Genomic DNA, 26,850 nt, shown 5'->3' with positions numbered 1-26,850 from the left:
TCATGTCTCGCTGCGCCGGGGCCGCGCCAGCAGGACGAGGATCGGCGCTCCGATCAGCGCGCTGACGATACCGACAGGTAGTTCCGCCGGCGGCGCCACCACGCGCCCGAGCGTGTCGGCGGCAGTGACGAGCGCCGCGCCTATAAGGGCGGCTGCGGGCAGCACGAGTCGCTGATCGACGCCGCCGAAGCGGCGCGCCAGATGTGGCGCGGCAAGGCCGATGAAGGCGATCGGCCCGGCAGCCGCAACAGCCGCACCTGCCAGCAGCACGACGGCAAGCAGGCAGCCTGCTTGTGTCCAGCCGACGCTGAGCCCGAGGGCGGCGGCGCGATCCTCGCCCAGCGCGAGCAGGTTGAGCCGTGGCGCGAGCAGTGCGACGAGCACCGCCCCTATCAGCAGCGGCGGTGCGATCGCGGGTAGCAGCGCGAGGCCATCGCCGGAGAGCGCACCGACCCGCCAGTTGCGGGCGAGATCGAAGCGCGCCGGGTCTGCGAGCGCAATCGCCTGGCCGATGCCGAAGCAGAAGGCGGTGACGGCGACACCGGCGAGCGTCAGCTTGATCGGTGCTGAGGAGCCACGCGGCGCGCCCGCAACCGCATGCACGGCGAGCGCCGCCAGTGCAGCTCCGCTGGAGGCGAGCCAGATACTGGCCTCCGGGCCGAGCGCGAACAATCCCGAGCCGATGATCACCGCGAGACTCGCCCCGGCATTGATGCCGAGCAGGCCGGGATCGCCGAGCGGGTTGCGCGTCGCGGCCTGGATGAGCGCGCCGGCCGTGCCGAGAGCCGCGCCGACAACGAGGCCGAGCAGCAGCCGCGGCAGGCGCAGCTGCAGGAGGATCAGCGCCGCTTCGCTGTCGCGCCCTTGCAGCAGGTCGAGGAGGCTCTCTGGCGGCAGCAGCTTTGCCCCGGCGAGCAGGCTGGCCAGCATAGCGGCGGCAAGCAGGGAGCCGGACATGAGGGCACTGCGCCAACCGCCGGTCATGCCGAAAGCCGCGTGAAGAGTGTATCCCAGGCGTGGGCGAGGTAGCGCGCCGTGTAGAGCGAGCCGAAGGTGCAGTTGCCGGCGACGGTCTCCACCCGGCCGGCCTTCACCGCCGGCAGGCGCTGCCACAGCGGCTCGCGCGCCAGCACTCGCGGCCCGCCGTCGCCGAAATCGATCAGCAGGATGCCATCAACCGTGCCGAGCACGTCGCCGAAGGAATCGAGCGCAACCTCGCCATTGGGGCCGAGCCGATCAGCCCGGACCTCGCGGCCGCCGAGTTCGGCGAGCACCTGTGCCGGCATGACCAGGCCGTATCGAGTGCCGGCGCTGCGGACCAGCAGCCGGCGCTTGACCGCGTCATAGTGCACGGCGGCGACGAGCGTGCGCTCGATCACTCGCCGATGCCGCATCCGAATTGCCATGATCGTCTCGGCATGGGCGGCGATGATCCATGCCGCCGCCTCCAGACGGCCGAGCCAGCCGCCGAGGCGGGTGAGATTCTCCTGCCAGGTGATGCGGTGATTGCTCGGCAGCACCGGAGCGATCGCCGGCAGGCGCGCCAGCGGCCACCAGTCGGAGTTCGGCGCGCTGTCCGGACACAGGATCAGGTCCGGCGCCAGCATCAGGATCTGCTCGAGATCGGGCGGAGCGGCCAGGAATGGCACGCTCGCCGGCACCGGCACCCAGGGCCGCGCCCGGCTGTGGCTGTAGCCGACCAGTGGCAGGTCGAAGGCGAGCGCCTGCTCCAGCCCGATGCGCGAGTCGATCGCGACGACTCGCTGCGGCATAGCCGGGATATCGAGCCGGCCGAGCGAGGTCTCGACCTGCCGCCTGGCTGGCGCAGCCGTTACGGCACCGCCGCAGAGCAGCGCTGCCGCTCCGGTCGCGAAGGCGCGCCGCGAGAGCTTTGTTCTGCCCCGCACCCTGCTCAGAACTCGAAGGTCGAGGACACCGAGACCATGCGCGCCTCGCTCGGATAGAGCAGGTTGAAGCCCGGATAGGTCGTCCAGTAGGCCTTGTTGAACAGGTTCGTGACATTGGCCTGCAGCGTGATCGGCTTGCCGTCTGCGCGCTCGATCTTGTAGCGCGCGCCGATGTCGAAGGTGGTCCAGGCCTTGAGCTTCTGCAGGTTGGCGGCGTCGGCATAGTTCGAGCCGGTGTAGATCATCCGCCCGAACAAGGTGAGGTTGCGGACGAAACCAGGGTCCCATTCGATGCCGAGATTGGCCTGCACGCGCGGGGCACCCTGCGCGGTGTTGCCGTCATAGAGCCCGTCCTGCGTGCGGGTCAGCTTGGCGTCGAGCAGCGTCACGCCGCCGAGCACGCGCACGCCCTGGGTGATCTCACCGGCGACATTGAGCTCGATTCCGCGATAGCGGGTCTCGCCATTGTCGTTGAAGGTGTTGGTCACCGTGTTGGCGATGCCCGAAGCTTGCGTCGTATGGAAGGCACTGAGCGTGGTCAGCATCGTGCCCCAATCGACCTTCACGCCCGCCTCGTACTGCTTGGTGACGAAGGGCGGCAGGATCTGGCCTGCATTGGCGAAGGTATTGCCGACGACGGTGCCGACCGTCAGCCCCTCGATATAGCTGGCATAGAGCGAGACGTTCTCGAGCGGCTTGACGACGAGCCCCAGCATCGGGGTCAGCGCATTGCTCTTGTTGCGCGAAGTTACCGCCTCGGTCACAGCTGCGAAGGTCTTGGCCTCCACATATTGCTGGCGCAGGCCGAGCGTGAGCTGGACACGCTTGTCGAGAATCGAGAGCGTGTCGGAGACCGAGACGCTGCTGAAGGTGCTTTCGTTCTGCTTGTAGCGGATCGGCGAGCCGATCGACGGCATCACCGAAAACCGCGGATTGTAGATGTTCGACTGCGTCACCACCGGCGTCGGCTGCGGCGCGCCCGCCCGGCCCGTATAGAGGGTGTTGGCGGAGACCGCGACCTCGTGCTCGACGGGGCCCGTGGCAAAGCGCCCGCGCAGGCCGGTCTCGCCGGAATGGCGGTTGATGTCGATCTGGTAGACAGCGCTCGTCGCGGTGTAGTTGCCGTTCGACATCAGCCGCGAGCCGGCCTCGACCGCCTGGTCCCAGTCCATCCGGCTGGCGCCGCCCTTGGCATAGACGGTGACATCGGGCGTGATGTCGTATTCGGCCGAGAGCATGCCGTAGGTGTCGGCGAATTTGCTGTAGTTCCACGGCGAGACATAGGTCTTGTCGGGCTTGATCGGCCGCGGCACGCGCTGGCCGGCGAGCGGCGTCACCGTGTTGTTCATCCGGTCAGTGTTCAGGATCTGGTGGCCGACATCGAGCGAAAGCCTCAGGGCCTCGCCGCGATAGTCGAGCCCCAGCGTGCCGTTGAGCAGGGTCTGCGATTGCTGGCTGATCGGCGTGCCGCCGTCGCGGTAGAGCAGGTTCGCACGAACGCCGAACTCCTTGTTGGCGCCGAAGCGGCGGCCGACATCGAGATGGCCGCCGAACTGGCTGTTGCCGATCCAGGTCGCGGTGAAGCGGGTCAGCGGCTCATCTCCGGCGCGCTTGGGGATCAGGTTGATGACGCCGCCGACGCCGCTCGGCGAGAGGCCGCCGAGGAAGGCGCCGGGCCCCTTGATGACCTCGACCCGTTCGATGCCGGCAAGCGTGGTCTGCGCATTCGGCGCGATGCCGAACAGCCCGCCGAAGCCGACCGCGGCGTTGCCGATCTGGATGCCGCGAATGACAAAGTAATTGGCGTTGCCGACATTGGTCGACTCGACATTGCGGATGGCGGAATCGTTCTTGACGACATCGGCAACCGACTGCGCCCGCTGATCCTCGATCAGCTTGGCGGTGTAGTTCGAGACGGTGAGCGGCGCATCCATGACGCTTTTGGCACCGAGCACCCCGAGCTGGCCGCCAGTGGCGATCTGGCCGCCTGGATAGGCAGGCGCCAGGCCCGGCACGCCGGCGCCGGTGACGTTGATCGTATCGAGCGGGATCGCGCCAGCCGGCACGCCGCCAACGCCCGGTTGCGGCCTTGCCGGATCGAAGATCTCGACCGTCGTCGCATTGCTGAAGCGATAGGACAGGCCGGTGCCTGACAGCAGTGCGGCGACCGCCTGGCCGGTGGTCAGCGAGCCACTCACCGGGTTGCCGCGACGCGAGGCGGCGGCGGTCTCGGCGAAGACGACGTCGATCCCGGTCACGCGCACGATGTCGTTCATCGCCGCGCGCACCGGCTTGGCAGGAATGTTGAAGCTGTAGGCCGATTGCGCCTGCGCCGGCCTCACCGCGCCTGCAGTGCCGGCGCCGACCAACATCGTCGTCGCCAGCAGGAGCCCCATCCTGCCCAACCTTGCCTTGCCCATGCCCCAACCTTCCCGAAACCCGGCGATGCCGACAGCTCCGCGCACCTGTCGCGCGCCGCCTTCATCTCCTTGTCGCCTGGGAGTGGGCACCACCCTCACCGTTCGGAGAAAAAAGTTTGCGGGGGCCGAAGCAGCCCGCAGGTCAGGGGCTGACGAGTGTCAGACGGCCGAGCGTGGTCACCTGGAAGCCAACCGAGGACTGCACGGCTGCCAAGGCCGCATTCCCGTCGCGCAGCGCGATATTGCCGCTGACGCGCCGATCGCCGAGCCCCCCGCTCGTCACCAGGATACGGCCACCGCGATAGCGCCCGATCCGCTCCAGCACATCGGCCAGCCGGGCATTGGTGAAGATGTAACGGCCCTGGCGCCAGGCCGTGGCCTCGGCGAGATCGACGGCATGGGCGTTGCCGAGGCCGGCGTCTGCATAGGTCACGCTTTCGCCCGGCTTCAGGACGAGACGACTGCTGCCGTCGCGCAGGGCGACCTCGACGCTGCCGCTGTCGAGCGTGACACTGACTTCGCGAGCCTCGGCGGAAACCTCGAAACGGGTGCCGAGCACGCGCGCTTCGCCGTTGCGCGCGGCGACGGTGAAGGGCGCCTGCCCCGGAACGACGCTGAAGAAGGCGGTGCCGCGGACGAGCTCGACCCGGCGTTCGGTCGCGCTGAGATCGACCGCGATCGCGCTGTCGGCGTCGAGCAGGACGGTCGAGCCGTCGGCCAGCGTCACATTGCGCTGCTCGGCGCGCGCCGTGGCATAGTCCGCCTGCCAATCATCGAGGAGATGCGGGCGCTCCAGCCAGAGCCAGGCCGCCGTGAGGCAAAGCAGCAAGCCGAGCACGGCACCGGCCGCGACCTTGCCACGACTGCGCTGACGTCGCAGTTCCTCGATCTTCTGCAAGGGGCCGGCGAGCGCGGCGGCTTCGCGCCGTTCGACAGTGTCGGAGAACGGGCCAAGATCGGCCCAGAGCCGCTCGACATTCGCGTAATGCTGCTCATGCGCAGTCGAAGCAGCGAGCCAGCGCGCGAAGTCGTCACGGTCGGCCGTCGACGGCCGGCCGTTCATCCGGGTGAACCAGGCGATGGCCTGCTTCTCGATCTGCCGCTCGTCGGACATGGTCCGGAATTAGCGCAGCGCGTCGCGGCAGGCCAGCAGGGCCCGTGCGATCTCGCGCTCGACCGTGCTGTAGGAGAGCCCCAGCGCGGCTGCGATCTCCTCATAGGAGCAGGCGTGCAGGCGGTTGAGCAGGAAGATCTGGCGGGTCCGATCCGGCAGGGCCGCGATCGCATCGTCGAGGCGCGCGAGCTCCTGCCGCGCCGCGACGGCCTGGTCAGGCTGCACGACGGGCGCGACGTACTGCTCCTCGGTGATGCGCAGCGACAGGCTCGCGCGCCGGCGCTCCGCGCGCAGATGGCTGATCGCCGTGTAGTGGGTCGCGCGCGTCAGATAGGCCGAGGAGCAGCCGATCTGCTCGCGCGCCCGGGTCCACAGCGTGATGAAGACGTCCTGCACGACATCGGCGGCATTGGATGGTCCGACGCGCCGCGCCGCCAGCCGTTCGAGCCGGCGTTGCTCCAGCGCATAGAGGCTCTCGATGTCATCGAGGCTCGTGGACATGGCCCAGATTGGCTCCGCAAATGCCGTTCCCTGACGCGTCCATAACAGCGCCGGCCATCCGCGACAACGACGATGATTTAGAGATAATCTAAAGAAATCAAGCAGCTAAGTCGCTTGCCTACGGGGTCGAGCCGTGAAAGAAGCGCCGCCATGAGCAGCGTCGACCAAGCCAGCGAGCCCATGATCAAGCCCTTTCACGAAGCGACACTGGCGCGGCGCGAAATGCTGACACCCGGCATGGTCAGGCTGACCTTCTCCGGCGACGGCCTCGCAAATTTCCGCTCGACGGGGATTCCCGACGAATACATCCGCTTGTTCTTTCCCGACCCGAAGAGCGGCGAACTCGTCCTGCCGACAATCGAAGCCGACGGGCGCTGGACCTTTCCGGAGGAGCGGCACCGCGTCCGCTATTCGACCTACACCGTTCGCCGCTTCGACGCAGTGAGCCGCGAGCTCGACATCGATCTCGTCGTGCATGAGGGCGGGCAGGCCAGCGACTGGGCGATGACGGCCTCCGTCGGCGAGCGCATCGTCATCAACAACCCGCGGGGACTTTACGTGCCGCCGGTCGACCTGCGCTGGCAGCTGCTGATCGCCGATGCCACCGGCCTCCCGGCCGTCGCCCGCATCCTCGAACAGACGCCGTCCGGAATCTTCAGCGACATCTTCGTCGAGCTCGCCGACGAAGCGCATGTCCAGGACCTGCCGGACCATCCCGGCGCTCGCGTAACCTGGCTTACCGGCAGTGGCAACGGCATCGCTGAAAGCGTGATAGGCAATCTGCTCGCGAACGCCCCGCGTGCACAGGATGGCGGCTATCTCTGGGTCGCTGGCGAGAAGTCGTCGGTCCGGGAATTGCGCGAGCAGGCCCGGACGCTGCCCTGCTTCATCGATGGCCGACAGAAGCTTGTCGCTTATTGGAGCCGGTCACCGGAGATGGCTGGCTAGAGCATCGGACCGAAAAACGGAATCCGCTTCCCGGAAAATCCGTTGCGATAACAAAGTGATAGATCATCGTGACCGCGCCCGATCGGACGCGCGATGATCTAGGTCGATACGCGACCCACAGTGCCCCGACGCCAGGCGGCCGGTGTCTCCCCGACCATGCGGCGGAAGACGCGGGTGAAATGCGCCTGGTCGGAGAAGCCGGCATCGGCCGCGATCTCGGTCAGGGACCGGTCACCCGCTGCGAGCAGGCGCTGGCCACGCTCGATGCGGGCCTTGAGCTGCCATTGATGCGGCGGCAGGCCGGTCGAGGCCTTGAAGGCGTGGCTGAAATGCGATTGCGACATGCCGACGAGCTCGGCGAGATCCTGCAGGCGGATCGTGCCTGCGGCATGCTCGCCGATGTAGTCGGTCACCGCCTTGAGCTGCCAGTTGCTCAATGGCGCGCGCCGGCGCGGCGCGTTGGCACGCACGCCGAACAGGTCGATCAGCACCGCGAGCACGAGTCCGTCGCCATAGAGATCGTGCCGGGCGTCGGGCTCGGTGCATTCATCGGCGATCAGCCGTGCCAGCGTCAGGATGCGCGGATTCGAGAAGGCGATGCGCGGCTGTGCCAGCCGTTCCGGCGACAACGCCTCCCCCAGCCGCTCGCTGACGGTTGCGGCGTCAAAATGCAGGTCGAGATGGCGGATGCGCATGCGCTGCTGCGTGCGGCCCCAGACCGGCACGCCAGCCGGCATGAAGCTGATGGCGTTGGCACGAGCGCTGCTGGAAATGCCGGGCTCGTTGCGATTGAGCCGGGTCTCGAAATTGCCGCCCACCTTGTCGAGCACGACGAACAGGCGCGGATGCTCCGAGACATACTCGCCGCTCGCGCCGGCCTGACATTCGGCCTGCCAGAGATCGGCGACGACGCCGTTCCAGACGCGGTATTTCAGCGAGCCGATGACGCTGATGCCTTCCCGGACCGAACGCATGCGCGGCTGGAAACCCATCTTTAGCCTCCCAAGCGGCGAGGAATCGCCCTTGCAGCGCGTGCTCAAAATGCAACGTGATCAGCACAATTGTAGACGCACACCCAAGAACGTTCAATGCATGACAGGAACGATCAATCCCCCGTCCGGCGATGCTGATATTGCCCAACGGAAAGCTGAACCCCGCCTTTGAACGATTCTAAATTTGATCAGTTCTGAAATGGCGGCAATTGCTGGGGCCGAGATCGGAAATGTGTTACACGCAGAAGATGAAGACTAGATTTCTTCTTGGGTCGACTGTCTCACTCGCTGTGCTCTGCGTCGGCGCTGCTCTCGCGCAGGGACAGCCCGTCCCGACGGTGCAGCTCGACACCATCACGGTCGAGGGCGAAAGCGGCACGACGACCGGCCCGGTGACCGGCTATGTCGCGACGCGCTCGGCCACCGGCTCGAAGGCGAACACCTCGATCCAGGCGATCCCGCAGGCGGTGTCGGTGCTCGGCCGCGACGAGATCGACGACCGCAAGGCGCTCAAGGTCGACGAGGCGCTGCGCTACACGGCCGGCGTCGCTGCCCAGGCCTTCGGGCCCGACCCCGATACCGACTGGATCTTCATCCGCGGCTTCCAGGCGACGCAGACCGGCGTCTTCATGGACGGTCTGCAACTCTACGGCTACGGCTTCGGTGGTTTCCAGATCAACCCGTTCCTGCTCGAACGCGTCGAGGTGCTGAAAGGCCCGGCCTCGGTGCTCTATGGCGGCTCGACGCCAGGCGGCATCGTCAATCTCGTCAGCAAGCGCCCCAACGGCAAGAATTTCGGCTATGTCGAAGCCGGCATCAACAATTGGGGCAATGCTTATGTCGGCATCGACGTCGGCCTCAGCGACAAGCAGGGGGTCTGGAGCACACGCCTGACCGGCAAGCTCTCCGGTGGCGACCAGTACACCGACGTCGCCAAGGATTTCCGCGGCACGATCATGCCGCAGATCACCTATCAGCCGACCGGCGCCACCCGCATCACCGCCTATGGCGTCTATTCCGCGCTCGACCAGATCCATGTCGGCGGCGGCTTCCTGCCCTATGTCGGCACGGTGGTGAACGCGCCCTTCGGCAAGATCCGGCGCAAGGCCTTCCTCGGCGAGCCCTCGATCGACGATCAGCAGCGCACCGAGACGCTGCTCGGCTACGAGTTCCAACACCAGTTCGCCAACAACTGGAACTTCACGCAGAACCTGCGCTACGGCGTGATGAAGGGCTCGCAACTCGGCCCCTACGGCTTCGGCTATTCCGGCGCCGACGCGCCCTTCGGCGACCGGCTGCAGCCGGTCGGGCCCGACTACCAGCTCTACCGCATCGGCTTCCAGGAGCGGACGCGGGTCAGGACCTTCACGGTGGACAACCGGATCGACGGCAAGGTCGTCACCGGCCCGCTCGAGCACTCGCTGCTCTTCGGCGTCGACTACAAGTACTTCAACATCGACCACACCCAGGCTTCGGGCGGCGCGACCACAATCAGCGTCACCAATCCGGTCTATGGTGCGACGCAGGGGCCGACCGGCGTTTATCTCAATCAGGACCTGAAGCATCACCAGATCGGCTTCTACGCCCAGGACCAGATCCGCTTCGGCGGCGGCTGGCTGCTGACGCTGAACGGTCGCTACGACTATGTCGACAAGAAGTCGGTCAGCCCGGCCGGCCTCTTGTTCTCGCCGACCTATGACAAGAAGGAAGCGTCCTGGAGCGGCCGCGCCGGCCTCGGCTACGAGTTCGCCAACGGGCTGACCCCCTATGTCAGCGCCGCGACCTTCTTCACCCCGGTCTTCGACGCCGTGCCGAACCTGCTCGGCGGGCCCGGCCAGCCCTTCCGGCCGGAGGAAGGCCAGCAGTTCGAGGCCGGCGTGAAGTACAAGCCGACCTTCATGGACGCGCTGTTCACGGCTTCGGTCTTCCACATCACCAAGCGCAACGTGCTGAACCCGGCGCCGACCGCGATCAACCCGTTCGCGCAGCAACAGCTCGGCGAGGTCACCTCGCGCGGCTTCGAGTTCGAGGCCAAGGCCAACATCACCAAGGACCTGAAGGTGCTGGCCTCCTTCACCGCCTTCGACCTGAAGACGACACGGGACACCCGTCCGTTGCTGGTCGGCAAGACGCCGGTGGTCGTGCCCGAGGTCACCGCCTCGGCCTGGCTCGACTACACCGTGCCGGAGGGCGCCTTCAAAGGCCTCGGCCTCGGCGCCGGCGTGCGCTATGTCGGCAGCTCCTACGCCAATGCCGAGAACACGCTGAAGGTGCCGGCGGCGACGGTCGTCGATGCCGCGATCCGCTACCAGATCGGCAATTGGGGCATGGCGCTCAATGTCACCAACCTGTTCGACAAGGCCTATGTGAAGAGCTGCAACGGCCAGTCCGGCTGTGGCTATGGCGATGCCCGCACCATCACGGTCTCGGCCAATTATAAGTGGTAGGAGCTCAGTTGCCCGAATGCCCTGGAGGCCGCGGTCTGCCGCGGCCTCTGCCCGTGATAGACCCGCTGATATGACCGATCGAAGCGCCTTTCCGAGACGTCGCGAGGCACTCGCCATGCTGGCGGCGGCTGCGCTGCCGTCGGCCGCTCATGCCGCCGAACGGCGCGTCGCGACGGTCGACTGGTCGGTGCTGGAGACCCTGCTCGCGCTCGGCGCAGCACCGGTCGCCGCTCCCGAGCTGCTGCAGTTCCGCGAGGTCGCGGTCGAGCCGGCCGTGCCGAACACCATCACCGATCTCGGCTTGCGCGGCACGGTCAATTTCGAGCTGTTGCTGCTTTCGCGTCCCGAGCTGATCTACTCGTCGAGCTTCTATGTCAGCTCGGAGCCGAGGCTCGCCCGCATCGCGCCGGTCGAGCGCTTCTCGATCTACGCGCCCGGCCGCCCGCCCTACGAGCCTGCAGCGGCGATGATGCGCAGTATCGGCGCGCGTCTCGGCAGGAGTGAGGAGGCCGAGCGCTACATCGCCGACACCGAGGCGGAATTCGCGGGTCTGCGCGAGCGATTGAAGCCGCACGCGGTGCGGCCGGTCATCCCGATCAATCTCGGCGATACCAGGCATTTCCGCGTCTTCGGCGCCGACAGCATGTTCGGCGAGGTTTTGAAGCGGCTCGGCCTCGCCAATGCCTGGACGGAGGCGACGAGCTATTCCGCCATGGCCCCGGTCGGCATCGAGGCGTTGGCCCGCATGCCCGACGCCTGGATCGCGCTGATCCCGCCGGTCCCGCCCGGCGCGCTCGACGTGCTCGCGGGCAGCACCTTCTGGAACGCCCTGCCGAGCGTGCGTGCGGAGCGTGTGCTGCAGCTCGCTTCGATCAACCCGTTCGGCGGCCTGCCGGCGGCGCGACGCTTCGCGCGGCTTCTCGGCGAGGCGCTGCCGGCGGAGCGGGGCCATGGCTGAGGCCATCATGCCCATGCGCTCGCAGCCGCTACGTCCATCGGTGATCTGGCTCGCCGCTGCGCTCGTGACCGTGGCGCTCTTCGCCGCCATCGTGATGACGCGCCCGTCGCTAACCGCCCCGGCCGAGCTTGCGCGTCCGCTGGAAGCCATTCTGCTCTGGCACAGTCTCGTGCCGCGCTCGGTGACCGCGCTGATCTGCGGCGCCGCACTCGGGCTTGCCGGCCTGCTGCTGCAGCGCGTCCTGCGCAACCCGATTGCCGACGCCTCGACGCTCGGCGTCGTCTCGGGCGCGCAATTGGCGCTGACGGTCGCGACCGCCTTCGCGCCCGCCGCGATCGTCGTCTCGCGCGAAGGCGTCGCGCTGGCAGGGGCGGTCGCCGCCGTTGCTCTGGTGCTCGGCCTGAGCTGGCGGCGTGGGCTGGAGCCGCTGACCGTGGTGCTCTCCGGCATGGTCGTCGCATTGCTCGCGGCCGCCCTGAGCGCGACCGTCATCCTGGCCAAGGGCGAGTACATGCTCTCGCTCTTCATCTGGGGGGCGGGCTCGCTCAACCAGCAGAGCTGGGATGGCGCCCTGTCGCTCGGCCCGTGCTTGTTGCTCAGCTGGCTCGCCGCGGCGCTGCTGCTGCGCCCGCTCGCCTTGCTCAGCCTCGACGACGGCACGGCCCGAAGCCTCGGGCTTGCCTTGCACGCCACCCGCATCGCCGTGCTCGGGGTCGCGATCTGGCTGGCGGCCAGCGTCACCGCCGAGGTCGGCGTCATCGGCTTCGTCGGCCTCGCCGCTCCGGCATTGGCGCGCGAGATCGGCGCGCGCACCCCGCGTCAGCTTCTGCTTGCGGCGCCGGCCGTCGGGGCTCTCCTGCTCTCGATCACCGACAGCGCTGTCCAATTGCTCGGCTCGGGCTTCGCCGATTTCGCTCCGACCGGGGCCGCCACCGCTCTGTTCGGCGGGCCGTTGCTGCTCTGGCTGATGCATCGCGTGCCGCCTGCCCCGCTGGCGCAGAGCGTCGATGCCATGGCCCCGACGCGCCGGATAGCGCGGCCGTGGCCCCGGCTCGCGGCACTCGCTGCGGCAATCGCCGCGATCGCCGTGCTCGGCCTCGTCCTCGGGCGCGGACCGCAGGGCTGGGGGCTGGCGACAGGCGACCTCCTTGCCGAACTGCTGCCGTTCCGCGGACCGCGCCTGATTGCGGCGGGGGCCGCGGGAGCCCTGCTCGGCGCCGCCGGCTGCCTGATGCAGCGCCTCACCGCCAATCCGTTGGCCGGGCCGGAAGTGCTGGGCGTCAGTGCCGGCGGCGGTGTCGGCCTGACACTGGCGCTCGCACTGTTGCCGTTCAGCCCGTTCTCGATGCTGATCGGCATCGCCGGCGGTTCACTCGGCGTGCTCCTGATCATGCTGGTGCTGGCGGGCCGGCCCGGCATCGGCTCGCAGCGCCTGCTGCTTGCCGGCATCGCCATGGGCGCGCTCTGCATGGCGCTGGTCTCGACCGCGCTCGCCAAGGGCGATCTGCGCGCCTATGTGCTGCTGACCTGGCTATCGGGCTCGACCAACCGCGCCGGCGAGATCGAGGTCTGGGTCGGACTGGTCGGTTGCCTGGTTCTGATCGCACCGCTCTTTCTGGCGACGCGCTGGCTCGACCTCATGCCGCTTGGCGAAGCGACCAGCCGCAGCCTCGGCCTCGGGGTCGAACGCAGCCGCCTCGTCCTTGCTGCCGTCGCGGCGCTGGCAACCGCGGTCGCCTCGCTGCTGATCGGCCCACTCAGCCTGATCGGGTTGATCGCGCCGCATCTGGCGCGCCTCGCCGGCTTTGCGCGTGCCCGCGACCAGCTTGTCGCATCGATCCTGACCGGCTGCGGCGTGATGATCCTCGCCGACTGGCTCGCGCGCCTCGTCGCCTTCCCCTATCAGGTGCCGACCGGGCTGTTTGCGGCTTTGATCGGCGGGCCCTATCTGATCTGGCTGTTGAACCGCACGGGACGCCGGCATGGCTAACGAAACCACCTTGCACGCGAAGGCGCGGGTCGCCCTGGCGGACCCGGCCGGCATGCTCGACCGGCTCTGCGACCACTTCGTCAGCCATGGCACGGTGACGCGCCAGCCGGGCGGCGCGCGCCTGGAGGGCCCGTTCGGAGCGGTCGAGTTGGAGGCTGGGGCAGGTGCATTGCGCATCGCCATCGCTTCGCCGAACGAGAGTTATCTCTTCGTGGTCAAGTCTTCGGTCGCCGAGCATCTCGTCGAGTTCGCGGAAGGCGAGACCATTACGCTGGGCTGGCAGGGAGACGCCGCGGGCGAGAGCCGTATCCCCTATTTCCGCGAGGTCGTGGTGCGCCGCGCCCGCGACATCACCCCGGCGATGCGCCGCGTCACCCTCGCCTGCGACGATCCCGGCTATTTCGCGACCGGAGGCCTGCATGTGCGCGTGCTGATCCCGCCGCGCGGACGTCCACCGGTCTGGCCCAGCGTCGGTCCCGATAGCCGGGTGATCTGGCCTGACGGTGACGACGTGCTGGCGAAGCGTACTTATACGATCCGCGCGATCGACCATGCCCGCGGCGAGCTCGACATCGACGTCGTGCTGCACGACGATTCGCCGGGCTCGATCTGGGCGCGCGAGGCGAAGCCGGGCGATCGCGTCGGCCTGCTCGGCCCCGGCGGCGGCGATGTGGTCCCGGCAGACTGGTACCTGCTCTGCGGCGACGAGACGGCGCTGCCGGCGATCGCGCGCATCGCCGAGAACCTGCCCAGCTCCGCCCGCGCCAGCATCGTCATCGAAGTGGCGGATGCGGCCGAGCGGCAGGAGATCGCCTCCGACGCGGCGATCGAGGTGACCTGGCTGCATCGCGACAGCGCGCCGGCCGGCTCGACCGAGCTGCTGCTGCAAGCGGTGCGCGACATCGCCCTGCCGGAGCAGGGCGCACCCTTCGTCTTCGCCGGTTGCGAGCAGGCGGCGGCGCGCGCGATCCGCAAGCATCTGCGGGCGGAGAAGCAATTGCCGAAGGACCGCCATCTCGTCGCCGCCTATTGGCGCCGGGGTCACGCCGACGTGCACGATCATGGTGAGTGATGCAGACTGAAGCGATTGCGAGCGCAGCCGAGCGCTCCCACGCAATGCCCCCGGCGATCGAGGCGGCGCCACAGGCGAGCGCCCCCTTGTTCGCCCTGGAGGGCGTCGGCTTCTCGATCGCCGATCGTGTCCTGCTCGAGCCGCTGTCGCTCGATCTCGACGCGGGCAAGGTGATCGGCATCCTCGGCCATAACGGCTCGGGCAAGTCGACGCTGGTGAAGCTGCTGGCACGGCAGCAACGCCTCTCGCGTGGCACCCTGCGCTTTGCCGGGCGCCCGATCGAGAGCTGGGACAGCCGCGCCTTCGCCCGCAAGATCGCCTATCTGCCGCAGCAGACGCCCCCTGCCGCCGGTATGCTCGTGCGCGAGCTGGTCGCGCTCGGGCGCTATCCCTGGCATGGCGCCCTCGGCCGCTTTGGCCAGCGCGATCGCGACAAGGTTCGCGAGGCGATGGCGCTGACCGATATCGAGCCCTTCGCAGATCGGCTGGTCGATACCTTGTCCGGCGGTGAGCGCCAGCGCGCCTGGCTCGCCATGCTGGTGGCGCAGGATGCCGAATGCCTCCTGCTCGACGAGCCGATCGCGGCGCTCGACCTTGCCCATCAGCTCGAGGTGCTGACACTGGTGCGCAGGCTCTCGCACGAGCGCGGCCTCGGCATCGTCGTCGTGCTGCACGACGTCAACATGGCGGCCCGCTTCTGCGACGAGATCGTCGCGCTCCATTCCGGGCGCCTGGTCGCTCGCGGGACACCCGAGCAGATCGTGCAGCCGGACGTCCTGCGCGCGATCTACGGCGTCGAGGTCGGCGTGATGCCCCATCCGGACAATGGCAGGCCGCTCGCCTTCGTCTGAGGCAGCCATGGCGTGATGGCCGCGTCATCGACTTGCCCGAAGGCGGACATTCTGAGTGTCGGCTACAGGCCAGATCCGGGCCTCGTCGACTCGCCATCGCGGTCGCTCCTGGAGCGTTTTCGAGCGAAATTGACACCGGTTCGTGTAAGAAATATGCGATAAAAAAGATATCGAGGAATTCCACGATTCGAAAAATTGTGGAGATCCTCTAGAACACTCGTCATTCATCCGGGAGCTTATCTACTCCTCAACTACATAAGAAACGCGGTCGATGCCGTGACGGGCAAGTTTGTCGTAAAAGGTCTTTCGCGGGATACCCAGTGTCTCGAGAGTTGCGCGGACATCGCCGCGATTGGCTTCCAGCGCCTCCCGAATCAGATTGGCCTCTATCGCGCTCAGACGCTCGGGCAGATTGGCCACCACGATATCGCCCTGGACCGGCGCCACAGGCATGTCGGCGACACCGAGCGCCACCCTTTCAGCGAAATGGACGAGCTCGCGGACATTGCCGGTCCAGGCGTTCTCGACGAGATGGCGCTCGATGCTGCGGTCCAGCGCCGGCACGTCACGCCCATATTTGCGCGCCGCACGGGCAAGGAACTGGGCGAAGAGCAGCGGTACGTCGCGGCGGCGCTCGCGCAGCGGCGGAATCCGCAAGGTGACGACGTTGAGGCGGTAGAACAGGTCCTCGCGGAAATCGCCGCGCTGGGCGGGATCGCCGAGGTCGAGCTTCGTCGCGGCGACGACGCGCAGGTCGACCCGGCGCCGCTCGTTCGAGCCGAGCGGCGAAATCTCGCGGCCCTCCAGCACCCGCAGCAGCTTGACCTGCGCCGCAGGCGGCATGCTTTCCAGTTCGTCGAGGAAGAGCGTGCCGCCGCTGGAATGCTCGATGCGGCCGACGCGCTTCTTCTGGGCGCCGGTGAAGGCGCCGGCCTCGTAGCCGAAGAGCTCGCTCTCGATCACGCTCTCCGGCAAGGCTCCGCAGTTCAGGGCGACGAAGGGCTTGCTGCGGCGGCGGCCCTGCTGGTGCAGCAGGTTGGCGACGACCTCCTTGCCGGTGCCGGTCTCGCCCAGGACCAGCACATCGACATCGACATCGGCGAGATCGCGGATGGTCTGGCGCAGGCGGATGATCGCCGGCGCCTCGCCGAGCAGCGCGATCTCCTCACCAGGTGCCTCGGCCAGCGAGCGCAGCCGCCTATTTTCAAGGACGAGCGCGCGTTTCTCGACCGCGCGCCTCAGGGTCTCGGCCAGGCGATTGCTGGAATAAGGCTTGGCTATGAAGTCGTAGGCGCCTTCGCTCATCGCCTCGACCGCCATGGCGACATCGGCGTGGCCGGAGATCACGACCACCGGGATGTCGGCGTCCAGCGCCCGCAGGCGCCTGAACAGCTCGATGCCGTCCATGCCTGGCATGCGAACATCGGTGACGACGACGCCGGCATAACCCGGCCCGATCCGGTCGAGGGCGGCCTGCGCCGAGGCGAGCGGGATCGCGGCAAAGCCGGCGAGGCGCAGTGCCTGGGCGTTGGCGTCGCGCAGGTCCGGATCGTCATCGACGAAGGCGACCTCGATGGCGCTCTGGTCGCTGGCGGGAGCGGTCATGCGGCCCTCTTCAGGCTGATCGTGAAGATGGTGCCCTCGCGGGGGCGGCTCGTCGCCGAGAGCGTGCCGCCGAAGGAGGTGACGATGTCCTGCGAGATCACCAGCCCGAGGCCGAGCCCGCGCGGCTTGGTCGTGCGGAACGGCGCGAAGAGCGCAGCGAGCGCGGCGTCGTCGAGGCCCGGTCCATTGTCGATGATGGCGACATCGACCTGCTCGCCCCGGATCGCGACATCGATCGAGAGCTGCGGCGCGCGTCTGTCGCGCTCCTCGGCCATGGCCTCGAGCGCATTGCGCATCAGGTTGACGAAGACCTGCTCCAGCTCGACCAGCCGGGCCAGCACGAAGACCGGCTCGGCCGTGGCCGGAAGCTTCGGCGTTACGCCTGCCTGTCGCAGCGCGGCGTCGAGGATCATCAGCGCGCCGTCGATCGCCTCGCCGAGATCGACCGGCCCATGCGGCCCGCCGCCACGCCGGGCAAAGCCCCGGAGCGTATCGGTGATGGTGCCGATGCGATCGGTCAGCCCGACGATCCTGGCCAACGCGCCATCGGCGCCGGCCGCATCGGCGCGAACGAGGAAGGCACGGGCGTTCTCGGCATAGGTACGCATCGCGGCGAGCGGCTGGTTGATCTCATGGGCAACGCCAGCCGTGACCTGACCGAGCGTCGCCAGACGGTTGGCCTTCGCCAGCTCCTCGCGCGCATCTGACAGGCGCTCCTGCGCCCGCGTACGCTCCGCCATCTCCTCGACGAGTCGGTCGTTCGCACCCGCCAGTTCGAGCGTGCGCTCGGCGACGCGTCGTTCGAGTTCGGCCTTGACCCTGGCCTCGGCATTGCGCCGCGCGAGATTGACCTGGCGCCGCCGCAGCGCGAACGCACCGAGCGCAGCGCCGGGCATGAGCAGGAGCGCCACCAGCGTCTGCAGGCGGACCTGCTCGTCGCGGATCGCCGCGCCGACCGGCATCAGCACCTCGAGCTGCCAGTCCGTGGTCGGGATCGGAATGCGCGAGGCGACATGCGTGCCGGCTGCGGAGCCGGTGCCCCGCACGACCTCTCCATCGTTCCGCAGAGGCAGCAGCGTCAAAGGTGCCGCACCGAACTGCAGCGACTGCCGGATCTCCGCCGCCGTTTGCGGGGAAAGCGCGACCTCCGTCCGGAAACGCCAGTCCGTGACTGTGGAGATCAGCACGACTCCGCGCTGGTCGACGGCGAAGGTCTGGCCGCCCAGCGCCCGCCAATCGGCCTCGACCTGGTCGAACTCGATCTTGACCACGACGACGCCAAGCGGCTCCCCGCCATCGTCGACGCGGCTGGTGATGTAGAGGCCAGGACGCTTGCTGACCGTGCCGAGGGCGAACTGCTCCGCCGTGCCGCCAGTGAACGCGCCGCTGAAATAGTCCCGGAACGCGTAGTCGTTGCCGACGAAGCTCGTCGGCTCCCGCCAGTTGCTGGCCGCGATCGCAACACCGTCCTTGCCCAGCACATAGATCACCGCCGCGCGGGTCTCGCGAGCGATCGCCTCCAGCTTGAGGTCGAGCGCATGCTTGTCTGCGCCCCTCAGGGCCGAGCGCACATCAGGGTCGCGCGCCAGGATCACCGGCAGGGCGCGCTGCTTCTCCAGCTCACCGCGCAGGATGGCGAGCGCCAGCGTCCCGGCATCGGCGGCTCGGGTCCGCATCGCCGCGATGGCGCGGCCGCGGCCGGCATCGCCCGCGATCAAGAAGGCGACGGTGGCGATGGCCACGGTCACGAGCGCGAAGACGAGCCAGAGGCGGCGCCTGACGATCCAGCGACCACGTTCGTCCGACGGGGTTTTGTTCATGCTCCATCATGTGCGGAATTTCGCGCAAATCAACCTGACTACGTGCGGATCATCGCCAATCCTCACCCTTCGGCGAACATATCGATCACGTAAGATACTGGAATAACGTAGTTATTCCTGCATCCCAATGTTGGCACAACGATTGCCAACAAGGCCTCAGCGGCGTCGAGAACAGCAAGAACCCGCGAGCTAGGCCCCTACGGAGGAAACCATGGCGATCACGCTTGACCAGGCGTCGGCCCACCAGCCGGCTCGTCCCCGGAAGTTCTATCAGCACCTTTATGTCCAGGTGCTCGCGGCCATCGCGGCCGGCATCCTGCTCGGGCATTTCTGGCCGGAGCAGGGCGCGGCCCTCAAGCCGCTCGGCGATGCCTTCATCAAGCTGGTGAAGATGATCATCGCGCCGGTGATCTTCCTGACCGTCTCGACCGGCATCGCCGGGATGAGCGACATGCAGAAGGTCGGGCGCGTCGCCGGCAAGGCGATGATCTACTTCCTGACCTTCTCGACGCTGGCGCTGGTCGTCGGCCTCGTGGTCGGCAATGTGATCCAGCCGGGCAGCGGCCTGCACATCAACCCGGCCAGCCTCGACGCCAAGTCGGTGCAGGGCTATGCCACCCAGGCACACGACTCCAGCATCGTCGGCTTCCTGCAGAACATCATCCCGAACACGATCGTCGGCGCTTTCGCCTCCGGCGACATCCTGCAGGTGCTGTTCTTCTCGGTGCTGTTCGGCCTGTCGCTCTCGCTGGTCGGCGAGCGCGCCAAGCCGGTGACCGACTTCCTGCAGACACTGTCGATCCCGATCTTCAAGCTGGTCGCGATCCTGATGAAGGCCGCCCCCCTCGGCGCCTTCGGCGCGATGGCCTTCACCATCGGCCGCTACGGCATCGGCTCCGTCGCCAATCTCGCCATGCTGATCGGCACCTTCTACCTGACCTCGGCGATCTTCGTGCTCGTCGTGCTCGGCGCGGTCGCCCGCTACAACGGCTTCTCGATCCTGGCGCTGATCCGCTACATCAAGGAGGAGATCCTCCTGGTCATCGGCACATCCTCCTCGGAAGCGGCGCTGCCGACCCTGATGGAGAAGATGGAGGCTGCCGGCTGCAAGCGCTCGGTCGTCGGCCTCGTGGTCCCCACCGGCTATTCCTTCAACCTCGACGGCACCAACATCTACATGACGCTGGCGGCGCTGTTCATCGCCCAGGCCATGGACATCCACCTGCCGCTCGGCGACCAGGTCCTGCTGCTGCTCGTCGCCATGCTGAGTTCGAAGGGCGCGGCCGGCATCACCGGCGCCGGCTTCATCACGCTCGCCGCCACGCTCTCCGTCGTTCCGGCCGTGCCGGTCGCGGGCATGGCGCTGATCCTCGGCATCGACCGCTTCATGTCGGAATGCCGCGCCGTCACCAACTTCATCGGCAACGCGGTCGCGACGATCGTGGTGGCGCGCTGGGAGGGCGAGCTCGACCAGGACCAGCTCCAGGCCGCCCTGAGCGGCAAGCTGCCGGACCTGCTCGACGAGCCCCTCCTCACCCCGGCCGAGTGACCGCGCCGGCCCGCAAGGCCGCCTCATCATCGCCGGCTGCGCATGGTGCGGCCGGCCGCAGATCGGCAGACGGCACGGGGCGATCGTCAACAAGCCCTGTGCCGGGCCGGTCCAGGCTAGCGGCCGCAGCCTCCTCAGCATCGCGCAGACGAAGCGCCCGAGCCGCTGCGACCATGTTGATCGACGCTGGCCTGACCTCCTCCGATTTGCGCGTCTTGAGGCCGCAATCCGGGTTGATCCAGAGCTGGTCGTCGCCGAGGCACTGACGCGCGAGATGGAGCAGCTCTTTCATCTCGGAGACTTCGGGCACGCGCGGCGAGTGGATGTCGTCGACATCAACTTCTACACCATCCCCGAAGCGCGCCGCTCAAACATGCGCCATCACCCGGTCGGTCTCGGCTTCACCCCCGTCTTCGCCGAGACCGAGAATCCGTTCCCCTGCATGAGCGAGGCGATGGACCTGAAGAAGGAGAAGGACTTCTTCGAGACCCGCGTCATCGAGTGCCAGAACGGCGGCGCGCTGAGCTGGGAGTGAAGCAGGTGAGCCAAGCTGACGAGCCGCCATCCACAGCTCGCGCGACGATGCCAGCATTGCGGGTTGACGCCACAATCCCGCCATATAGGTTGACGCGCGTCGAGGTCTTCGGAGCGATCCGAAGCTAAGAGGGAATCCGGTGCGGCATCGATCGCCCAATCCGGAGCTGCCCCCGCAACTGTAAGCGGTGAGTTTTCGGCCCCGATGTCACTGGCGCCAACGCGCTGGGAAGACGGTCGAAAGCACTGATCCGCGAGCCAGGAGACCTGCCCCGACGGCGTATTGATGTCGCGCGGGCGGGGTGTCCGGCGGATCGCAGCATATCCGGCCGCGATAGCCGCCGTATCTGCCGCGCTTCCGAGCAGCCCTGTTCCGCACAGCGAGGGGCTGACGACGATGACCACGCAGTTGGGACAGTGCTGCCGCCACCGGCGCCAGACAGAGCCAGCCATGCCTATGACCGGCATGGTATCTTGTAATGATATAACATATCATTCATAGGCGCAGCATGCCTGCTGCTCTTCCTGCTTCCACTCGAGCGAATGCCGGTTCGCTCGACCCTCTCGCGCTCTATGCCAGCGCGATCGATACCTCCGACTACGCGTCGCGCGTGGCGCCGCTCATCCGCCGCCTGACCTCGGATATCGGCGATCTCGTCGATGTCGGCGCGGGCGGCGGCCAGCTCGGCGCAGCCCTGCTCGATCGTTCGAGCCGCTGGACGGTGATCGAGCCGTCGCCGGTGATGCAGGCGCGTCTCGCACTGAGAACGGAACGGCCGCAGATCATCCCGCTCGGCTGGAATGACGAGCGCATCGTCTGCGAGCCCGCCGACACGGTCCTGGCGGCGACGATGCCGGGCTATTTCCACGATCCGCTCGCCTTCCTCGCGCGCTGCCGGCAATGGGCGCGCCGTCAGATCGTCTGGGTCGTGCCGGCACAGGCGGCTCCGAAAGGGCTCATCCTCGCCGCCTGCCTGCCGCGCGACTGGCATCGCGAGGACGAGACGCCAGGCATCGATCTGGTGCTACCGAAGCTCGGCTCCGATCTGCCTGATCGCTCCGACGTGACGGACTGGACCTTCTCGCTCGAGCTGCCGGACCTCGCCGCCTTCGCGACTTTCCAGGCCGACCGGCTCAGCTGGCCGCCCGACGATCCGCGTCGGCCCGAGCTGTTCGATCATCTCCACAAGCAGGCCGTGCCGACACCGGCCGGCTTCCGCCTTTCCTGCCATCGCCGCTCGGCCATCCTCGTCTGGGACCTGCCATGATCCGCCCGATTTCCCGCAAAGCCTGCCTGCTTTCCGCGACCTGCCTGACGCTGGCGAGCGCCCCCGCCGCCGCGCAAACCGAGATCAAGCTCGACGAGCTCGTCGTGACGGCCACCGGACGTCCCGAGCCGCGCAGCAGCATCCCCGGCACTGTCCAGGTCATCGATGCCACGCAGATCGAGCGCACCCATGCGCAGTCGCTCACAGATCTGCTGGCTGAGAACGCCGTCGGCTTCTTCAGCCAATGGACGCCCGGGCAGACCTCGATCAACATCCGCGGCGGCGCCACCGACGGACAGGGCAAGGACTTCCGCAGCCAGGTGCTGGTGCTGATGAACGGCCGGCGCGCCGGCACGGCCAACCTGTCCAAGCTGTCGACGGCCGATGTCGAGCGCATCGAGATCATCCGCGGCCCGTCCTCTGTCGTCTATGGCAGCCAGAATATCGGCGGCGTCATCAACATCATCCTGAAGACCGGCCGCACAGCGCCGGGCACGATGATTGAGGGGGCCGGCGGTTCCTGGGGTCTGCTGCAGGGCAAGGCCCAGACCGGCGGGCTCTATGACAGCATCGACTACTATGCCGGTATCTCCGGCGGCACACGCGACGATTACCGCTCCGGCCGCGGCGGCTCGAAAATGGAGAACACCGGCTGGAAGCGCCTCGGCGTCGCCGGCGCGCTCGGCCTGCAGATCAATCCCGACCACCGCATCGAGACGACGTTGCGGACCGACGGCATCTACGATGTCGGCTTCCGCGGCTCCGGGGCCAACACGATCAGCCAGGAGGATCGTTACAACAACTCCTTCGACGTCACCTATCGGGGGCAATTGCCCGGCGGACAGTATCGCTGGATGCTGCAGGGCTACGCCGTGCAGGACGTCGACAATTTCCGTTGGGCCTCGCCGGTCATCCGCGGCGGCACCGGCCTGCCGGCGCCGGGCACGGCGGCCGATTACAACCGGCGCGAACTCAACGTCGTCGGCACGCGCTTCCAGCCGAGCATGACGCTCTGGGCCGGCAACGACCTGCTCGCCGGCTGGGATTGGGAGCGCAGCACCCTGCGCTCGACCCGTGACCGCATCGGCGTTCCCGGCAATCCGCTGGCGCCAGTCTCGCCGCAGGACAACAACCAGTCCGAGACGGTCAACGCGCTCTATGTCGAGGACTCGCAGAAGCTCTTCGACGATCGCGTCACGCTGCGCGCCGGCGTGCGCCGGACCTTCGGCACGACCAGCTTCGAGTACACGCCGAACCTCGCCGGCCAGCGCCCGCGTGAGGTCGACTACCAGGCGACGACCTATTCGACGGGCGCGACCTTCAAGGCGACCGACCGGCTGACCTTCCGCGTCGGCTATGCTACCGGATTCCGCGCCCCGACGGCGACCGAACTCGCCGCCGACTTCAACACGCTGGGCGGCGGGCGCATCTTCGGCAATCCTTCGCTCAAGCCGGAGACCAGCGAGCAGGTCGAGGCCGGCGCCGCCTATGCCGGCGACGGCTGGCGCCTGGACCTGGCGATCTTCCAGAACGTGATTTCCGACCGCATCATCACCCGAGCCCGGCCGGGCGTAGCCAACACCTCCGACTACGCCAACAATTCCGGCGACGTCGTCGTGCGCGGCGTCGAATTGCAGGCCGATGCCGACATCCTGAAGCTCGCGGGATACAGCGATACCGCTTGGCGCTGGTCCGTGTTCGGCAACGGCGCCTGGAATTTCGACATGGAGGACAAGGGCGCCGCCGTTACCGCCAACAGCCGCAAGCCGGAGCGCATGTACCAGTACCAGGCGGCGATCGGCACGCGCTTCGGCCAGAGCGGCGTGCAGTATCCGTGGTCGGTTCAGGTCTCCGGCACGCTCTATGGGCCGATGTGGTACAACACCGAGGAGAACCTCGTCGCCACCGCGGAGCCGAACCGCGACTGGATTCACCGCAAGAACCCGTTCTGGGTCTGGAACGTGCGCGGCGAGGTCGAGATCGCCAAGGGCGTGAAGCTGTTCGCGCTGGTCAACAACCTCTTCAACAAGAATGAGCACCCGATCTTCATCGGCCTCGACAAGAAGCCCTACAAGCTCGATTCCCGCTTCGCCAATGGCGGCTACGGAACCTCGATGCCGGGGCTTGAGGTCCAGGCCGGCCTGCAGGCGCGGTTCTGACGCTCGGATGACCCGCTTGCGCTCGCTCGGCCTGATCCTGGCACTGATCCCCGCAATCTGCTCTGCGGCGGCAGCCGAGCCCGTTCAGCTGACCGATGCGCTCGGACGGGTGGTGGAGATCGCCCGCGCGCCGCAGCGGATCGTGCCGATCTTCGCCTCGAACACCGAGCTGGTCGCGGCGCTTGGCCTGTCAGACCGGGTCGTCGGCATCGAGGCCTATACGCGCTATCCGCCGGAGGTCCTCGACCGGCCTCAGGTCGGCGGACGGCTCGGCTTTTCGGTCGACGCCATCGTCGCGCAGCGGCCCGAATTGCTGATCGTCACGCCCTCGCGCCAGGCGATGCACCTGCTCATCGAGCCGATGCGCCGGCTCGGCATTCCCGTCATCGTTCTACTCAGCCGCAGCGTCGCCGAGGTGATGGCCAATTTGCGCCTGGTGGGGCAGGCGACGGGAGAGGCGGAGCGCGGTGATGCTGTCGCCAAGGTACTAGAGCGGCGCCTTGCCGCGGTCGAAGCCGCCGCTCCGGCGAGGCGACCCAGCATGGTGATGATCACCGGCCGCCTCGGCAACGGGCTGGTGCTGGTGGCGCGCGCCGACAGCTATACCGGCGATGCCATGGTCAAGGCCGGTGGGCGCCACGCGCTGGAGCGCACCATCGTCGCCCAGGTCTCGCCCGAGGCGGTGATCGCCGCCGATCCCGACATCCTGCTCTTCGCGGGACGCAAGGACGAGCTCGATGCGCTCGTCGCCCAGCCCGGCTGGCGCCTGCTGCGCGCCGTCCGCAGCGGCAACGCCCATCTGGTCGCGCGCGCCGAATTCCTGATCCCCGGGCCGCGCACCGTTGACGGCATCGAGAAGCTGGCGGCACTGCTGCGGCGGACGGCCCAGCCATGAAACGTATCTCCCTCCTTGTGTTCGCCGTCCTGCTGACGCTCGCCTTCGGCGCCATGGCGGGCCATGACTGGGTTAGCCCGACAAGGCTGGTCGCAGCCTTGTCGGGCGATACCTCGCTGCAAAGCCAGCTCCTGATGGTCTGGCGGCTGCCGCGTGTGCTGGCTGCGGCTTTGGTTGGCGCGCTGCTGGGGCTGGGCGGCGCGATCTTCCAGGGCGTGTTCCGCAACCCGCTGGCCGAGCCCTATCTGCTCGGTTCCGCGGGCGGCGCTGCCATCGGCGCGACCATCGCGCTCCTCGTGCCGCTCGGCCTGCCCGCCGGGCCCGCTCTTGCCGGGCTGTCCTTCCTCGGTGCCTGGGGCGCGACCTGGCTGGTCCTCGCCATTGCCGGCCTGCATGGACGGCCCGATACGGCAGGCCTGTTGCTCGCCGGTGTCGCGATTGCCGCGATGCTGGGGGCGCTGCGATCGTTCCTGATGCTCGCCCTCTCCGACGACACGGTGAACCTTCAGGTCGTGCTGAGCTGGACGCTGGGCGGGATCCAGACGCCGGATATCGCTGGGCTCTTGCTGCTATCGGCGCTGGTCATCGCTGCGCTCGCCTTGTCAATGAAGCTGGCGCGCGGGCTCGACTTGCTCGGGCTGGGCGAGGAGCAGGCCTTCGCCTTCGGGCTCGATCCCGCCCGCTTCGTCCGGATCGCGGTCCTGCTCGGAGCCGGCATCGTCGCCGCTGCCGTCGCTTATGGCGGGCTCGTCGCCTTCGTCGGCCTGATCGCGCCGCATCTGGCGCGCTGGTGGGCCGGGCCGCGCCATGCCGCCATGCTGCCGGCGAGCGCCTTGATCGGCGCTGCACTCGTCTGCGCCTGCGACGGCATCGCGCGCGCCGTGCTGCCGCCGGCCGAAGTCCCGCTCGGGCTGATCACGGCGCTGTTCGGCGGACCGTTCTTCCTGCTGCTGCTGGCGCGGAGGCTCAGGGCATGACCGGAATCGAATGCCGCTCGATCCGCGTTGAAGCCGGCGGCAAGCGGCTACTCGACGATGTCTCGCTGAGCTTCAGCCTGGGGACACTGACAGGCCTCGTCGGGCCCAACGGCGCCGGCAAGTCGACGCTGCTGCGCGTCCTGGCGGGCTATCGCCAGCCGGATGCCGGGCAGGTCCTCTGGCAGGGCCGTGATCTGACGAAATGGTCGGCGGCCGAACGCGGTGCGGCGGCCGGCTATCTCCCGCAACAGCTCGAGCCCGCCTGGAACTATTCGGTCGAGGAGATCGTCGCGCTGGGCGCGAGCCGCGCTGCCGCGTCTCGTCCGATTGCCGATCTCATCGGCGAGCACGGGTTGAAGGATCTCGCCGGCCGCCGCTGGAATGCGCTATCGGGCGGGGAGAGGGCGCGCACCATGCTCGCCGCGACCGTCGCCCCGCGCCCGGGCATAATTCTCGCGGACGAACCCGGCGCCAGCCTGGACATTCGCCACCGGCTCGATCTGGCACATCGGCTGCGGTCGCTGGCCGAGACGGCCGTCGTCGTGGTGATCATGCACGACCTCGATCTCGCAGCCCGCTTCTGCGACCGCATCGTGCTGCTCGAAGCCGGGCGAGTAGTGGCCGATGCAGATGCGGAGTCGGTGGTCCACGATCCCGAACTGGAACGCGTCTTCAACATACGGCTTCAGCGGCAGAAGCTCGACCGCGATAACGATTGGCTTATCGGGTTGGATGCGTAGCGGTAGTGGCTCAATCAATTGGCCGCGCTTGGCCCGCTCATTGTCGAGCCATTGAAGTGCGACGACTGCTCCGGCCTCTCGACGCAGGTCCCGGATTCGGATG

The 26,850-nt window shown here is 67.9% G+C and carries 20 protein-coding genes, 2 pseudogenes and 1 riboswitch; of the genes and pseudogenes, 13 read left to right on the top strand and 9 right to left on the bottom strand.

Features of this window, described 5'->3' with window-relative positions:
• The 5 genes from VGV58_RS04660 to VGV58_RS04640 form a co-directional block, all read right to left on the bottom strand.
• Positions 1–957 (bottom strand): FecCD family ABC transporter permease, encoded by a 957-nt coding sequence (locus VGV58_RS04660; RefSeq protein WP_326872812.1) that lies wholly within the window; start codon positions 955–957, stop codon positions 1–3.
• Positions 958–980: 23 nt separating this feature from the next.
• A complete protein-coding gene (locus tag VGV58_RS04655; RefSeq protein ID WP_326872811.1) occupies positions 981–1,907 on the bottom strand; it encodes an ABC transporter substrate-binding protein in 927 nt (308 codons plus the stop codon).
• Positions 1,908–1,912: 5 nt separating this feature from the next.
• Complete coding sequence (locus VGV58_RS04650; protein ID WP_326872810.1) at positions 1,913–4,303, bottom strand: TonB-dependent receptor; 2,391 nt, start codon at positions 4,301–4,303, stop codon at positions 1,913–1,915.
• A 166-nt stretch (positions 4,304–4,469) separates the two neighbouring features.
• Positions 4,470–5,441, bottom strand: coding sequence for a FecR family protein (locus VGV58_RS04645; protein WP_326872809.1), 972 nt, complete (start codon positions 5,439–5,441; stop codon positions 4,470–4,472).
• 9 nt (positions 5,442–5,450) lie between these two features.
• Complete coding sequence (locus VGV58_RS04640) at positions 5,451–5,942, bottom strand: RNA polymerase sigma factor (RefSeq protein WP_326872808.1); 492 nt, start codon at positions 5,940–5,942, stop codon at positions 5,451–5,453.
• A gap of 150 nt (positions 5,943–6,092) precedes the next feature.
• Between VGV58_RS04640 and VGV58_RS04635 the strand changes: the two genes are divergently transcribed.
• Positions 6,093–6,890 carry a siderophore-interacting protein gene (locus VGV58_RS04635; protein WP_326872806.1) on the top strand — a complete coding sequence of 266 codons (798 nt, stop codon included), beginning with the start codon at positions 6,093–6,095 and terminating at the stop codon, positions 6,888–6,890.
• 98 nt (positions 6,891–6,988) lie between these two features.
• Here the strand turns inward: VGV58_RS04635 and VGV58_RS04630 are convergent, their stop codons facing one another.
• A complete protein-coding gene (locus VGV58_RS04630; RefSeq protein WP_326872805.1) occupies positions 6,989–7,882 on the bottom strand; it encodes a helix-turn-helix domain-containing protein in 894 nt (297 codons plus the stop codon).
• A gap of 230 nt (positions 7,883–8,112) precedes the next feature.
• Between VGV58_RS04630 and VGV58_RS04625 the strand changes: the two genes are divergently transcribed.
• From VGV58_RS04625 to VGV58_RS04605, 5 genes are all read left to right on the top strand, one after another.
• A complete protein-coding gene (locus VGV58_RS04625; protein WP_326872804.1) occupies positions 8,113–10,329 on the top strand; it encodes a TonB-dependent siderophore receptor in 2,217 nt (738 codons plus the stop codon).
• 70 nt (positions 10,330–10,399) lie between these two features.
• On the top strand, positions 10,400–11,287 hold the full coding sequence (locus VGV58_RS04620) for an iron-siderophore ABC transporter substrate-binding protein (RefSeq protein ID WP_326872803.1): 888 nt from the start codon (positions 10,400–10,402) through the stop codon (positions 11,285–11,287).
• Positions 11,280–13,277 carry a Fe(3+)-hydroxamate ABC transporter permease FhuB gene (gene fhuB / locus VGV58_RS04615; protein WP_326872802.1) on the top strand — a complete coding sequence of 666 codons (1,998 nt, stop codon included), beginning with the start codon at positions 11,280–11,282 and terminating at the stop codon, positions 13,275–13,277. The genes VGV58_RS04620 and fhuB overlap by 8 nt, the downstream gene beginning before the upstream one ends.
• Positions 13,270–14,349 carry a siderophore-interacting protein gene (locus tag VGV58_RS04610; protein WP_326872801.1) on the top strand — a complete coding sequence of 360 codons (1,080 nt, stop codon included), beginning with the start codon at positions 13,270–13,272 and terminating at the stop codon, positions 14,347–14,349. The genes fhuB and VGV58_RS04610 overlap by 8 nt, the downstream gene beginning before the upstream one ends.
• Positions 14,350–14,393: 44 nt before the next feature.
• Entirely contained in the window at positions 14,394–15,200 is an 807-nt protein-coding gene (locus tag VGV58_RS04605; RefSeq protein WP_326873560.1) for an ATP-binding cassette domain-containing protein, read from the top strand.
• A 240-nt stretch (positions 15,201–15,440) separates the two neighbouring features.
• Here VGV58_RS04605 and VGV58_RS04600 read toward each other — a convergent pair whose 3' ends face one another.
• Together VGV58_RS04600 and VGV58_RS04595 are read right to left on the bottom strand one after the other, a co-directional pair.
• Positions 15,441–16,805 carry a sigma-54-dependent transcriptional regulator gene (locus tag VGV58_RS04600; protein WP_326872800.1) on the bottom strand — a complete coding sequence of 455 codons (1,365 nt, stop codon included), beginning with the start codon at positions 16,803–16,805 and terminating at the stop codon, positions 15,441–15,443.
• A complete protein-coding gene (locus VGV58_RS04595) occupies positions 16,802–18,625 on the bottom strand; it encodes a sensor histidine kinase (RefSeq protein WP_326872799.1) in 1,824 nt (607 codons plus the stop codon). Before VGV58_RS04595 ends, VGV58_RS04600 begins: the two co-directional genes overlap by 4 nt.
• A gap of 211 nt (positions 18,626–18,836) precedes the next feature.
• Here VGV58_RS04595 and VGV58_RS04590 point away from each other — a divergent pair, with 211 nt between their 5' ends.
• Positions 18,837–20,174 carry a dicarboxylate/amino acid:cation symporter gene (locus VGV58_RS04590; RefSeq protein ID WP_326872798.1) on the top strand — a complete coding sequence of 446 codons (1,338 nt, stop codon included), beginning with the start codon at positions 18,837–18,839 and terminating at the stop codon, positions 20,172–20,174.
• Between the two features lie 148 nt (positions 20,175–20,322).
• On the opposite strand, the pseudogene VGV58_RS04585 reads toward VGV58_RS04590, so the two are convergent.
• A pseudogene (locus VGV58_RS04585) lies at positions 20,323–20,508 on the bottom strand (hypothetical protein); the annotation flags it as partial.
• 60 nt (positions 20,509–20,568) lie between these two features.
• Here VGV58_RS04585 and VGV58_RS04580 point away from each other — a divergent pair.
• From VGV58_RS04580 to VGV58_RS04555, 6 genes and pseudogenes are all read left to right on the top strand, one after another.
• Positions 20,569–20,709, top strand: a pseudogene (locus tag VGV58_RS04580) (ribonucleotide-diphosphate reductase subunit beta); the annotation flags it as partial.
• A gap of 84 nt (positions 20,710–20,793) precedes the next feature.
• Positions 20,794–20,997: riboswitch (cobalamin riboswitch) on the top strand.
• Positions 20,998–21,217: 220 nt separating this feature from the next.
• Positions 21,218–21,976, top strand: a complete 759-nt coding sequence (locus tag VGV58_RS04575) for a hypothetical protein (RefSeq protein WP_326872797.1) — start codon at positions 21,218–21,220, stop codon at positions 21,974–21,976.
• On the top strand, positions 21,973–24,135 hold the full coding sequence (locus tag VGV58_RS04570) for a TonB-dependent receptor (protein ID WP_326872796.1): 2,163 nt from the start codon (positions 21,973–21,975) through the stop codon (positions 24,133–24,135). Before VGV58_RS04575 ends, VGV58_RS04570 begins: the two co-directional genes overlap by 4 nt.
• Positions 24,136–24,142: 7 nt before the next feature.
• Positions 24,143–25,030: an ABC transporter substrate-binding protein gene (locus VGV58_RS04565; protein WP_326872795.1), complete on the top strand. Its 888-nt coding sequence runs from the start codon at positions 24,143–24,145 to the stop codon at positions 25,028–25,030.
• Entirely contained in the window at positions 25,027–26,007 is a 981-nt protein-coding gene (locus VGV58_RS04560; protein WP_326872794.1) for a FecCD family ABC transporter permease, read from the top strand. The genes VGV58_RS04565 and VGV58_RS04560 overlap by 4 nt, the downstream gene beginning before the upstream one ends.
• Positions 26,004–26,747 (top strand): ABC transporter ATP-binding protein, encoded by a 744-nt coding sequence (locus VGV58_RS04555; protein ID WP_326872793.1) that lies wholly within the window; start codon positions 26,004–26,006, stop codon positions 26,745–26,747. The genes VGV58_RS04560 and VGV58_RS04555 overlap by 4 nt, the downstream gene beginning before the upstream one ends.
• Positions 26,748–26,850 lie beyond the last annotated feature (103 nt).

The organism is Allobosea sp., assembly GCF_035944895.1.
Classification (GTDB): Bacteria; Pseudomonadota; Alphaproteobacteria; order Rhizobiales; family Beijerinckiaceae; genus Allobosea.
This window is presented reverse-complemented; position numbering and strand designations above follow the sequence as displayed.

Bases quoted from the DNA above. Each gene is read 5' to 3' on its own strand.
- VGV58_RS04570 (WP_326872796.1), top strand. From the start codon at position 21,973: ATGATCCGCCCGATTTCCCGCAAAGCCTGCCTGCTTTCCGCGACCTGC.
- fhuB (WP_326872802.1), top strand. From the start codon at position 11,280: ATGGCTGAGGCCATCATGCCCATGCGCTCGCAGCCGCTACGTCCATCG.
- VGV58_RS04620 (WP_326872803.1), top strand. From the start codon at position 10,400: ATGACCGATCGAAGCGCCTTTCCGAGACGTCGCGAGGCACTCGCCATG.
- VGV58_RS04575 (WP_326872797.1), top strand. From the start codon at position 21,218: ATGCCTGCTGCTCTTCCTGCTTCCACTCGAGCGAATGCCGGTTCGCTC.
- VGV58_RS04635 (WP_326872806.1), top strand. From the start codon at position 6,093: ATGAGCAGCGTCGACCAAGCCAGCGAGCCCATGATCAAGCCCTTTCAC.
- VGV58_RS04565 (WP_326872795.1), top strand. From the start codon at position 24,143: ATGACCCGCTTGCGCTCGCTCGGCCTGATCCTGGCACTGATCCCCGCA.
- VGV58_RS04645 (WP_326872809.1), bottom strand. From the start codon at position 5,441: ATGTCCGACGAGCGGCAGATCGAGAAGCAGGCCATCGCCTGGTTCACC.
- VGV58_RS04595 (WP_326872799.1), bottom strand. From the start codon at position 18,625: ATGAACAAAACCCCGTCGGACGAACGTGGTCGCTGGATCGTCAGGCGC.
- VGV58_RS04630 (WP_326872805.1), bottom strand. From the start codon at position 7,882: ATGGGTTTCCAGCCGCGCATGCGTTCGGTCCGGGAAGGCATCAGCGTC.
- VGV58_RS04660 (WP_326872812.1), bottom strand. From the start codon at position 957: ATGTCCGGCTCCCTGCTTGCCGCCGCTATGCTGGCCAGCCTGCTCGCC.
- VGV58_RS04605 (WP_326873560.1), top strand. From the start codon at position 14,394: ATGCCCCCGGCGATCGAGGCGGCGCCACAGGCGAGCGCCCCCTTGTTC.
- VGV58_RS04555 (WP_326872793.1), top strand. From the start codon at position 26,004: ATGACCGGAATCGAATGCCGCTCGATCCGCGTTGAAGCCGGCGGCAAG.
- VGV58_RS04560 (WP_326872794.1), top strand. From the start codon at position 25,027: ATGAAACGTATCTCCCTCCTTGTGTTCGCCGTCCTGCTGACGCTCGCC.
- VGV58_RS04625 (WP_326872804.1), top strand. From the start codon at position 8,113: ATGTGTTACACGCAGAAGATGAAGACTAGATTTCTTCTTGGGTCGACT.
- VGV58_RS04640 (WP_326872808.1), bottom strand. From the start codon at position 5,942: ATGTCCACGAGCCTCGATGACATCGAGAGCCTCTATGCGCTGGAGCAA.
- VGV58_RS04600 (WP_326872800.1), bottom strand. From the start codon at position 16,805: ATGACCGCTCCCGCCAGCGACCAGAGCGCCATCGAGGTCGCCTTCGTC.
- VGV58_RS04610 (WP_326872801.1), top strand. From the start codon at position 13,270: ATGGCTAACGAAACCACCTTGCACGCGAAGGCGCGGGTCGCCCTGGCG.
- VGV58_RS04590 (WP_326872798.1), top strand. From the start codon at position 18,837: ATGGCGATCACGCTTGACCAGGCGTCGGCCCACCAGCCGGCTCGTCCC.
- VGV58_RS04650 (WP_326872810.1), bottom strand. From the start codon at position 4,303: ATGGGGCTCCTGCTGGCGACGACGATGTTGGTCGGCGCCGGCACTGCA.